The sequence below is a fragment of the Bradyrhizobium sp. CCBAU 21365 genome, assembly GCF_015291305.1.
Lineage (GTDB): Bacteria > Pseudomonadota > Alphaproteobacteria > Rhizobiales > Xanthobacteraceae > Bradyrhizobium > Bradyrhizobium elkanii.
Genome location: NZ_CP030036.1, coordinates 2243442 through 2254713, shown reverse-complemented (window position 1 = coordinate 2254713; position 11272 = coordinate 2243442). Strand labels below are relative to the sequence as shown.

The window sequence follows — 11272 nt, the reverse complement described above, 5'->3', positions numbered from 1 at the left end:
GCTAACCATATTTCCACCGAGCTGTCGTGGAGATCAGTCGACCATTGGACGTCTTAATGACAGAGCCGCCGATGATGTATTCGGAATTGCTTGGAGCCTCACCTCGGCACGGCCACGTACTTGTCCGGCGTCGAACACAAGCAGACATCAAGCGGCGGTTTGATGTCGAACATCTCCGCTCCGTTACTGAAGTCGAAGATTCTCCGGACGCGGTAGGCCGCTGGGTTATGCGCAGCCGTCTCAACCTGGTTACGGGACAGCCAGACGCGCGTGCGAGCGTGCCTGTTGGTGGTCTTGATTTCGAACAGCCGCTCCTCGCCGTTGTCTGGCGCAAAGGATCTGATGTCGTAACCCCGATGGTCCTCGCCGCGATCCGCGGGCCAATCCATCTTCTTGGCCAGGTCGCGCCGGCCGGCTTGACACAGCCGGTCGTACTCGAACTTGAACACCATCTCCTCGCCAGCGCGCCTCAGGGAGCGGTTGTGTTCGTCTCTGGCTGCCGGATCGTACTTGCCAACTAGGCGCTGCAGCGCCGGCCGGTCATCCTGCGCGTCCGAATTCGGAAAACGCCGGTGGCGGGACCAGAACCGGCCCTCCAGCCGACGTGAAAGGCGGCTTCACCGACACAGTCGATCACTTCGGATGCTGCCCTAACTGGGCCTCAACGGCCTCCACCAGGGAATCCTGGTAGTTGGCCGGAGCAGCCCCGGGGATCCGGGCGATCCCGGGCTCCTCCAGGACGGCCGACACGTTGCCGAGCTTCCATTTCGATCGCCTTTTCGGATCGCCCCACCTCCGGCGATAGCCGCCGGTACAGATCGGCCATGTTGATTTTCGGCTATCCGGATTACGGTGTGGGGATGTTGGAAAAAATCGGATTATCCGCAGAGGGAGGAATGGAGGCGCCGCGCCAGCCGCGCTCATCCTTAGGTTTCCCGGGGCCCGGCGCGTGAGCACCGCGATCACCCTTGAAAAATGCCATCAAGAGCTCTACTTTGATATCATCGCAATCAATCTCCGGAGGACGCTATCATGGCCGCTGTCACCATCCGCAACCTCTCTGAGGAGGCGCATCGCGCCCTGAAAGTCCGTGCGGCGCAGCACAATCGCAGCGCGGAAGCGGAAATGCGCGCCATTCTGGAGGCCGCCGTGCGTCCCCAGGGCCGGCTGCGGCTAGGCACCGCCCTTTCGGAGATGAGCCGCAAGATTGGCCTCACCAATGCCGATGTCGAGGCACTTGAACATGGGCGCGACGTGCGTCCCGCTGAGCCGATGCACCTCGAGTGATCCTGCTTGATACCAATGTGGTCTCCGAGGCGATGAAGCCCGAACCGCATCCATCGGTCCGCCACTGGCTCGACGCCCAAGCGGCCGAGACGGTGTTTCTTTCCAGCGTTACCGTCGCCGAACTTTTGTTCGGTATCGGCGCGCTGCCGCGCGGCAGGCGCAAGGACAGGCTGGCAGTTGCGCTCGACGGCGTGCTGGACCTTTTCACGGCCCGCATCCTGCCCTTCGATACCGCCGCGGCGCGGCGCTATGCCGAACTCGCCGTTAAGGCGCGCGCGGCCGGAAAAGGCTTCCCCACGCCCGATGGCTACATCGCCGCGATCGCCGCCGCCCACGGCTTCGCGGTGGCATCGCGCGACACGAGTGCGTTCAATGCTGCCGGTCTGACGATAATCGATCCCTGGACTGCAACCAGCTAACAGGCATCCGGATGCATCGGCTGCGGATTAAACGAAGAATTGGACGTGCTCCACACCGTAATCCGAATAGCCTGATTTTCTCGCCGGCCCGCTCCCGCTCGAGCATCAGGAAATAATTGGCGACCACGATGGCGACCTGCTCGGCCGTCCAGTCAGTCCCCCTTGGCTCCTGGCACTGCGCCCTCGGCGTCCACGATTGCTTCCCCTGTCCCGGCGGGAAACAAACCAGGCCCCGGCAGATCCGCAAAACGTAAGACGGGCACTCGCCTTCCTGACGTTATCCACCCTGCTATGGACCTACCCTACCGCTAGGCCATCCGTGGGCCGAGGACTGCCGGAAGACTGGTGCCGTCGCGCCGCGCAAGTTCGGCGTCCAGTCACAGATCGACGATCATGAGGAGTTCCTAAGCAGCTCGTCGCGAAGCGGGCCTCCATCAAGCTCGATGAAGTGCACGCTGCTTTGGACCGACGCGGCACCTGTCCGGCCCACCGCGCCTCCCGGTAACTGGCCCTGAAACTAGGCACTCCGTCGGCGGGAATGCCGGCTGGAGGCGTCCGAACCCCTCCGGTGCGCCCCGTTCACGTCTGGCGCTCCTGCTCTCCCGCTTTCGCCGACGAGGTCCAGTCGGGCCCACTCCACAGCCCTGAAGATCAAGTTCACCTATGTGTTCAAGCGGAGGACATTCCCGGGGGCGACCGGGGCCCCGGCAGGACCACAATTGACAATGGAGACCCCGGAGTGCCTGACTAGCTTTCCCAAACGCAGAATGTTCTCACCCAAGATCCGGCCGAAAAGGACGAGCTCAACAGCTACCTGGAGGCCGTCGCCGACCGGTTCGGATTGCGTTGGCTTGAACAGGGCGACAGAAACCCTGTGCCATCGCTATGGCAGGCCAAGCAAGCACGCTCTTGCGACCAATGAGCTGGTGACCTTGGGCTATGCCCTTTGGAGGCTCGCTAAGGCCGATCTGAACGGGACCCGACATCAAGTCAATCAGTTGAAGATCGGGAGCGATGGCGAATGCGCCGGCAAAGACATCGCGCTCACCAGCGCGGCGTTCAAGCAGGCCATCCTCGCCGGCCAGGTTTCTGGCCACGGGATCCAGATCGAAGCCAACGTGTCCATTGCGCGCCGCGCGCCGGGCCACGTTGGATTGAGCATGCGTATCAAAACTTCACGTTGAAGGTGGCATTCAGTCCGTTCTGTGTGAGGCCAGAACCGAATTGGCCTTGATAGGCGATGCCAAGGGTGCTGTTGCTCGAAAGTTGGAAGTCCAGACCGGATTCCACGAGTGCCACATCCTTGCCGATGGATACGCCTGAAGCTGCAAAAGCGCTCGAACCTGCAGCAAAGCTGGCTGTCGACAGCGGAATAATGTCACCTAGGGCATGACGCCAGCCAACATCAGCGCGCGCCGTCGTGGCAATGTGGCCAAGTTGAAATCGGGTGGTCGCGTAGACGCCGAGCGTGGAGAGCGTCGTATCCATCGTGTCAGCGCGAATACCAAGCGCCGCCCCGTTCAATCCCCTCTCGTAGAAAGCATCCGTCGCGACGCGAACATGGGCGAGATTGGCATAGGGTTCGATCACAGAAGACCTGCCGAGATGGACTTTGTAACCCAGTTCTGCAAAGATCTGGGAAGTGCCTGCACCGTGATCCGAGATCAAGTTGTCGTTGAACCCGGGGAACCGAACGTTGCGGCTCATCTCAAGATCGTGCCACGTATAGGCAATGCCTGAGCGGAAGGCGAGAGCTCCTTCCGGCAGGATCCACTCGGTGCCTGCATAGGTCCCGAACGTGTAACTGTCACTGCGACCTGACGACGAAGCAGCGCCAGCCTTGAAAGTGGAGCGGCTATAGCCCGCAAGAACACCGAAGCGCCAGTCCTCAAATACCGGCCTGTCGATCCCGGTCATGAAGCCGCTGATGCTGGATCTGGTGCTTGCGGCATTGCCGTCACCTGATTGGGTCGTCCATCCGCCAAAGGCAGAAGCCCACGCGGCGTAGCCCTGCAGGTCATAGGATGGCGGATCAGAAGACGCCGCGGAGATCGCACCGATGGCAGAGGCAGACTCGCTACCCGGCCTTTTCTGCTCAGGACCATAACCGATTGCCGCCATCGCTGATGATGGCGCCCCGCCAAACGCCTGTTCCAGGCGGTCGTAGACCGCCGATCGCGCATAGAAGCTGTCATTGATACGTGTGCCCTGTTCGGACGCATAGATGGAGGGCGAGAGCTGTCGCAGCGCAGATGTCACCGCCGTGCCGTCAGGCGAGGAGAAGTCGAGTGCCGCGACGAGCGGGTGCAGCCCCGACGCAGCGTTGCCGGCGACTTGATCGAGCGCCGCGCCCACCTCGCGGCTGTTGGCATCGGTCCCATATCGCGAGTAAGCATCGGATGGGCGGGAAAGCGTCAACGCATAGGTGTTGCCGCCCTCGGCTGTAGCACTCGCCAGCAAGGTCGGTGATTGCAGCGATGTCGTCACGTTCGTAAACGAGCCCGAGAGATTTGTTGCATTCAGCCACCGATTGGAGAAAAAGCTGAACCCGCTGCCATACCAGCCGCGCTGTGGGGTGATCGTGAGCGTGCCGTCGAGCGTCGCATTGCCGTTCACCACCAGACGACTGAACGCACCGCTATCATTCACCGCGACCTGCAAGCGACCGGTCGAGGTCTGCAGATAGTCGCCATTCACCGTTATGCTGTTATCAAGGCGACCGATAAGCGGCGCGACAGCACCGCTATTGGTGAAGCGGCCGTCAGTACTGAGCAGATAACTGCCATTGCCGGACAACGTTGCGCCTTGCGCAACAGTTGCGTCATACACTTCGTGATTGCCGGTCAACAACGTGACGCCACCCCACAGCTGCAGCGACAGGTTGCGTCCAACGATATTCCCGTCATAGCGGGTCGCAAAGCTTCCGTCGGGCTCCTGCGTTGAGTGACCGTTCGCATCAGGCGTCATTCCGAACGTTAACTTGGTCAGGCGCGGAGCACCGTTTTCGTCAAGCTGGGCGTAATCGGACAGTATGTCCCCTGACAGCATTGCGCCACGCATCACATTGATCTCGCTGACGTAGCCATTGTTCGACATGTACATCGCTGCATGACCGCCAGCCAGGCGCCCGGTCAGATCGAACTTGCTGACGAGGGGGCCGTCGATTTCGTTCAGCATCGGGGCCGCGTCATTGCCGATCGTGCGAATATACGAGCCACGATATTCAAGGTCGTTGCCCATCGCATTGTTGCCAAAGTCGAAACTTGCTGCGATGCCATGCTCGCCGAGAGCCTGCACGTCCCCGCGCTGAGTAAACGTGTGATCCTTGCCATAGGCGAACATGACGCCGCGCCCATAGGCGCCATCGGCGTACACGCGGGTTCCGGGCGGGATTATGATCTGGTTGTTTTCGCCGTCGACGCGGATGCCGGCGCCCCCTGCTCCCTTCGAAAGCAGGTCGGCACGTTGGACCACAATATTGCCGCTGCCATAGACGTGCAGCCCAAGTCCGAGCGTAGCCGTATTGTACGTATTCGGCAGATAGGCGGTGCCGTCAGCATTACGAGCGAAGAAGGGATTGTCGTTTACCAGAGTCTGGCCATTGGCGTAGATGGAGTAACCGAAGTGGTTGCGCCGATCGATGCTGTAGCCCATATCCTGAAACGCGGCGATCTCCGCCTCCATCAGGGCGGTGTAGTTCCGGTATCCCTGGTGGCTCATCAGGCTGTTCTTAAGCTCGCTATGCGAGGCGAAGGGCGCATCCCGTCGACCATGCTCGTCCATTACGCGCACCGGAATACCAGGCATGGCACCGGCCAGCACTTCACTCACATGCTTCCCGGCGAAATAGCCCCGATCGCGGCGCAGATCGAAAACGTCGTCAGCTGGTAGGTTCGTGCAGACGGAGCAATAGATCGTCTGCCCAGGCTTGGCTTGTTTGCCATTGTCGTCGCGCAAATGCTCGGTCCACGCATTTATCTTTTCCGGGAAATACGTTGATATCGGCCCAGGGAAATACGGAGATGGTTCATAGTTGATAGTGCTGAGCATACCGTGTGCATGGCCGAGCTCATGGATCACTACGGGCGTAAGACCAATCTCTGGAGTCGTCGGCAATTGCGAAGGGATGTATGCTTCGGACGAAAACCCCATCAGGCCAATTGTAACCATGCCATGCGCACCGTAGTGCAGCTCGCCTGGATCCTGGCCCATGAGCGACGCCTGCACCTTGGTGCCGCCACCGGGGGACATACCACTATAGGCAGATGCGTTTTTCTCGCTATTTCCCCCGAAGTTGACAATGGCCGGCGCGTGACCCGGCATAAGCTTGATGATTTCCGCCCAATACCGAATCGCCGCCAATGAATGATCTATGTCCGATTTCGGCAAATTCCTCGTTGAAACCCCGTCACCTTCCCAATAAGGACCATCGCCGGGTCCGAATATCTGCGCTCGCATGAAGGTCACGCCGTTCGTATCCGTGACATCGAAAGTTTCAAGGGCCCTACTGGGCGAACCCAGCGACGCACTAGCCGCAAGTACGATGGCCGTAACTGTCTTCGTCTTCGTCTTCGTCTTCATACTACACTACACATTCTCTTCGATGCATTGATTACAGGTGTGTTTTGCCATCTAACTCGAGCGCGGGTGCACGCAGATGGGCGAGCGAAGCGCGGCCGTCATTGGTCAGACATCGGCGTGCGTAGTTCGCGCGCGATACCTGACGGCAGCACTTCAATACGAAAGGAAAGCCATTTCCCTGGATCGGCTTTGATTGAAACCAAGTCCGCTCAAGGAGGTGTGTCCCCATTGCTGGTGACTTTGATTTCAAATTCCTGGAGCTCAGACTCTGGCACATCACGCTTGCCATTTGCGACCCGCCGAGCGCTGCTCGTCAGACCGAATATGACCGCCCGCCTGCGGTGCCGCGCCTATGTCGATCGATTTCATGGTGCCGTTAGCAATGCGAACTCCTATTGCCTTTTGATCGCACGAAGGTCCTGCATTCTGCAGCAGACCCAATCCGACGAGGCGGCGGCTGCGCGCAACCAACAAGCAGCGGAGCAAAAGTTGGGCCAAATCGCCTGATGCGTCCGCCGTGCGCAACCAGTTGAACGCAGCAACATGCACGACGGCCCTTCGCGTGAAAAACAGGCACTGCAATGTTCGGCGACGGCCATTGTTGTCGCAAACTCGCCACTGCACTGGAGCGCCCCCCGGCAGTTGGAATGTTCGTTCATTCATGCTTGCTGCGATTGCCGCGATCAGTTCAAGTTTTGAATGGGGTTGCGAGGGGCGGGCATTTTTATTGCACTCACCGTCGTGAGCTTCGGTCCGGCATGCGTCAGGCACATGCAGAGCACCAAGACGCGGAGCCGACCACCTCAACCAGACGGCGTATAGAGTAGGTGAAGTGCAATGTGGCGCGACCTCACCGATCGAAATGCTCAGGCCAGCCATCGCGCTTCAGACGGACCGAGATTGGCCGGACAAATGACTCGAAAGAAGCCGGAGGCGGTCCTTGTTCCGGCAGACGAACGCTTGACCGGCCGCGCCGTGTTGGGCGCAACCATCGGCAATATTCTCGAATTCTACGACTTTGGGACCTATAGCTTTTTCGCTATCCAGATCGGTCAGACGTTCTTCCCGGCAAGCGACCCGTTCGCCAGCCTCATGCTGTCGCTCGCAACCTTCGGCGCTGGTTTTGTGACCAGACCGATCGGGGCCATCGTGCTCGGCTCGTACTCGGATCGAGCCGGCCGCCGACCCGCCATGACCGCGAGCTTTGCAATGATGAGCGCCGCAGTCCTTTTGTTGGCGGTGACGCCTTCGTACGAGACAATAGGAATTGCCGCGCCGCTACTGGTGATTTTCGCACGTTTGGTGCAGGGCTTCGCACTGGGCGGTGAAGTTGGTCCGACGACTGCCTATTTGATGGAAACGGCCCCGGCCGAACGGCGCGGTCTTGCTGTTTCGTTCCAGCCTGCCAGCCAACAGATTGCCGCGACGGCCGGAGCGCTTGTGGGAGAAATACTCTCCCTGACCATGACAAGCGAGGCGCTCAGTGCTTACGGATGGCGGATCGCGCTTTTGCTCGGCGCCGCTACGCTGCCGTTCGGACTCTGGTTGCGGAGCGCCCTGCCCGAAACGTTGCATCGCCCCGACACGCCGGCTCCCGGCGTTCAGCCTGTAAGCAGGCAGCCTGCCGCTCGCCGCATCATGAGTCTGGGATTTGTCATTTTGGCCAGCTGCACGATCATCACTTACGTCACGGGATATATGACCACCTATGCGCTGAACACCTTGCAGGTTTCCGCGCCTCTCGCCTTTGGCGCCACACTCATCTGCAATACGGTAGGAATTGCCGCCGCACTGCTGGGCGGCTGGCTCGCAGACCGCGCGGGCCGCCGGCACATCATGATTTGGCCGCAGATCGCGGCGTTGCTGATGACCTATCCAGTGTTCTTCTGGATCTCGGAGAGCCGCAGTGCTCTCGCACTTCTCGGAGGCCTCGGCGCGCTCACCATGATCGGAACGATTCCGTATAGCGCCTTCTATGTGAGCATGGCCGAAGGTTTGCCCAAGAACATTCGTGGCGGCGCCTTCGCGACGACCTACGCCTTCGCCATTGCGATCTTCGGAGGTACAGCCCAACCCATCGTCACCTGGCTGATCCACCTGACCGGGAGCGCGCTGGCGCCGGCCTGGTACATGCTTGTCGCGAGCGCGGCCGGGCTCTGTGCCATGCTCTTGATTCCTGAGACTGCGCCGCTCAAGATTCGGAGCGCTGCGCTCAGGTAACGTCCGTCCTAGCACTGGACAATTTGGTCGCGGCTCTCTGCCGCCTGATATCGCGCTCGCGCCGGTCAGCAAGAATGTAGGGCCCCGCGTTCGACGTGGTCGTTCGCGCGGCCATCGACAGCACCGACAGAACGGATGGCTCCGACAGCGCCCGGGATCGCGTCGATGGTCACCGGCTTCATCAGACTGTCGGGCGCTCGCAGCGCTGAACACGACGCGATCGACGAAGCGCCCGGAGCTGAGAAGCGAGGACGCCCGGCTTGTCCGAAGCACCAAGCCTAGGTTCGCGCCGCGGTTCTCAGCGTGCTCAAAGACGGTCCTGGCAAGGTCGATTTCACCAAGGAGCTCCGGTTACATGTCGCGACGCCTGCCCTGTGCCTGGTTCATTGACAGGATCGTGTCATCAGAAGTTCCGGCCCGCAGCTTAGCCACGGCAGCTAGCCAGAAACTCGGTTTCCAGCTCACCTCATACTCGGCTTGCATGGCCTTCCAACAGCTTCCAGCAAAAGGAGCTCGAGGGAATTCGCGAGGGCGGCCGCTTTTCAAGTCCAGACGGGGTAAGGCGTGACGGTAGCAGGGCGATTGACCGGCCACCTAGCCACACTTCAGGCTGCCGACCAACCTATGGTCGATCCTAGTCTCGAGGACATCGTGGGCATCTAAATACCCCTCGGCCCGCTTCTTGGCCTCTTCGTCACTATGGCACTATGGCTGGTGAATTCATGGGTAACCCGCGCGGCTCTTGCCGCATCGACCGCGAACGCCACGTGCAATCTAAGTCCTTTGACCATTCTCGTTCATTGGATCGATCGGCAGGACGTTCCAAGCCGGCGCGGAATTTCAAGGAATGACGGATGCAACGAACGTCTGGAGACTGCTCGCTCAATCCGAATGCGCAGATTCACATAGTACAATTGACTTGCATGCCGATGGCGAGCCTAATTGATGGGTTGCAAGGCTTACAGAGAGAACCAGTGAATTTTGGAACGCCTGCGCAGGCCAGATTTATCGTTCGAATGGGGACCTCTGGCTGGATGGTTTATGATCGAGAACGCAAGGGACCAGCGCTGATAAAGGACAGCCACCTGGCCGAGAAACTGACAAGGGAACAGGCTGAACACATAAAAGAGAGCCTGACGAATACTCAGGGCAACGACCAAACTTAGTCCTTCGTCCATGGTGCTCGGTTGGCGCCCGCAATCCAGTAAGGGTCAAATCCTTGAGCCTCGATTGGGCAAACGCAGTCCCGGTTCTCGTGATCGCTGCCGGCCTCGCGCTGGTGCTTGTCGGCCTCATCGGCATAGTCCGGCGCCGAGGTCCCGAGCGACGCCACGCAGTGCAAGCAAAAGAAGATGTGTCCGGATCCAGCGAGCCGCCAAAATCCCCGAGCGCCAAAAAGCGGCACAAGAAAGCGCGGCCTGCTGAAGACTCTCCCGCGAAGGACCTGGAGGCCCGGCCAGCCAATGAAGAAGAAAACTGACTGGCACAAACATCTAGCTCTGCACCCAGCCCGAAGAGACAGGATCTTCACAGCCGCTATCGCCGCAATGCTTACGACGCTCGCTCGATGCACGGACGAGTTCGTATTCGCACACAGCAGGATTCGCCAGGACGCCTGAAGGCAGGGAGGAGTCGTAAAATCCGCATTGGCCGCATCCTGCGAACCGCGCGACTCAAGCTGACCTGATATCAATGGCGACGCCTAGTAGGTGTCATTTACGACACGGAGCCGCCGTGATGTAAGAAAGTGCTGTGCAAGACGGTTCTCATCTCGCTCTGGAGCGATGCTGGGTGAATGGACGCCAGATCGAGAATTTTCTTCATGGCTCGAATCCTCGCGACGCGGAAGCGTTGAAGCCAGCTTGCACCGCATCCGACAAGCCAATAGGGCCGCCGCCTGAACTGGGCCATTTCGCATTGCTCGCACAGCAGCCGCATTTTCTTCAAGGAAGGCATTTGCCGAGAATATCGATCTGGGTGTCTTCCAAAAACCTGCAGGGACAGAAGTGCGCCTCATGTCCAATCCTGCTTGGAACAAGCTCGCAGGCCGTGTCCGCCCGAGTCCCGGCCCCGGGGGGATCCCGTTAGCCATCCCGTCGCTTGACGGCGCCAAAACAAAACCCCGGGCCCGAACTTTTCCGCGAGCGCGATGGTCAATTTGTCCAATTGGCTCACGACGAACCCAGCGACGACTGGCCAGAGCGATCAGTTGAAAGGCCGATCGAGCTGACGATCGGCGCCATCAAGTAGGATCGGCGTCACTGTCCACGAAAAATAGCCAGCCCGAACCAGAACGGTCCGATGATGAGTGGAACGAGGCCGATATGGGGGAAATCCGCGCCCAGCTCGAAATGATAGCTGCCGAAGGGAAAGCCCGTAGCGATGCCAAGGCTTTCCATCGTGAGCGCAATCGAGCTGCACGATGCAAACAGGATTGAGGCTCGGCGCGGACCATAGGCAAGAGCGGCGGATCAGCGCGCAGGCGATGAAGATCGCCGCGAACGCTTGCGCGAGCGGATTTGCATTCCAGGAAAAACCGATTGCGGCTGCGAGAATGCTGGCGATAGAAGCCCAAAGTGCAATCTCCTGTCCAGAGCCTGTTGTCCGAAATACCGTCTCGTCTCGTTGTGTTTGCCCCATCGTAAGTGACGGCGCACACGACGAATCGTAGCCGGCGTCTCGCGCCTCGAAGCGGGCGCTAGGACTTCTTCTGCACTCGCTGAGAGAATGTGACTGCGCGCGCCGGAACACGAGCTTGCTTGTGA

9 protein-coding genes are annotated in these 11272 nt (G+C 59.9%); 5 read left to right on the top strand and 4 right to left on the bottom strand.

What is annotated here, in order from left to right:
* Nucleotides 1-98: 98 nt before the first annotated feature.
* Entirely contained in the window at nt 99-452 is a 354-nt protein-coding gene (locus XI02_RS10590; RefSeq protein WP_129964841.1) for a DUF3883 domain-containing protein, read from the bottom strand.
* A gap of 580 nt (nt 453-1032) precedes the next feature.
* On the opposite strand from XI02_RS10590, the gene XI02_RS10585 reads away from it, so the two are divergent.
* From XI02_RS10585 to XI02_RS10575, 3 genes are all read left to right on the top strand, one after another.
* Nucleotides 1033-1287: a plasmid stabilization protein gene (locus tag XI02_RS10585; protein ID WP_016846334.1), complete on the top strand. Its 255-nt coding sequence runs from the start codon at nt 1033-1035 to the stop codon at nt 1285-1287.
* Nucleotides 1284-1706 carry a type II toxin-antitoxin system VapC family toxin gene (locus XI02_RS10580; RefSeq protein ID WP_016846333.1) on the top strand — a complete coding sequence of 141 codons (423 nt, stop codon included), beginning with the start codon at nt 1284-1286 and terminating at the stop codon, nt 1704-1706. The genes XI02_RS10585 and XI02_RS10580 overlap by 4 nt, the downstream gene beginning before the upstream one ends.
* 851 nt (nt 1707-2557) lie before the next feature.
* Nucleotides 2558-2890: a hypothetical protein gene (locus tag XI02_RS10575; protein ID WP_016846332.1), complete on the top strand. Its 333-nt coding sequence runs from the start codon at nt 2558-2560 to the stop codon at nt 2888-2890.
* On the opposite strand, the gene XI02_RS10570 is transcribed toward XI02_RS10575, so the two are convergent.
* Both XI02_RS10570 and XI02_RS10565 read right to left on the bottom strand, forming a co-directional pair.
* Complete coding sequence (locus XI02_RS10570; RefSeq protein WP_246783614.1) at nt 2874-6287, bottom strand: autotransporter domain-containing protein; 3414 nt, start codon at nt 6285-6287, stop codon at nt 2874-2876. The two genes, XI02_RS10575 and XI02_RS10570, sit on opposite strands and share 17 nt — an antisense overlap.
* 276 nt (nt 6288-6563) lie before the next feature.
* Nucleotides 6564-6950 carry a hypothetical protein gene (locus tag XI02_RS10565; RefSeq protein ID WP_157183415.1) on the bottom strand — a complete coding sequence of 129 codons (387 nt, stop codon included), beginning with the start codon at nt 6948-6950 and terminating at the stop codon, nt 6564-6566.
* Nucleotides 6951-7199: 249 nt separating this feature from the next.
* Between XI02_RS10565 and XI02_RS10560 the strand changes: the two genes are divergently transcribed.
* Complete coding sequence (locus XI02_RS10560) at nt 7200-8507, top strand: MFS transporter (RefSeq protein ID WP_016846328.1); 1308 nt, start codon at nt 7200-7202, stop codon at nt 8505-8507.
* 1219 nt (nt 8508-9726) lie between these two features.
* Nucleotides 9727-9987: a hypothetical protein gene (locus XI02_RS10555; protein ID WP_125459168.1), complete on the top strand. Its 261-nt coding sequence runs from the start codon at nt 9727-9729 to the stop codon at nt 9985-9987.
* 778 nt (nt 9988-10765) lie between these two features.
* On the opposite strand, the gene XI02_RS10550 is transcribed toward XI02_RS10555, so the two are convergent.
* On the bottom strand, nt 10766-10906 hold the full coding sequence (locus XI02_RS10550; RefSeq protein ID WP_233475737.1) for a carotenoid biosynthesis protein: 141 nt from the start codon (nt 10904-10906) through the stop codon (nt 10766-10768).
* Nucleotides 10907-11272: the final 366 nt, after the last annotated feature.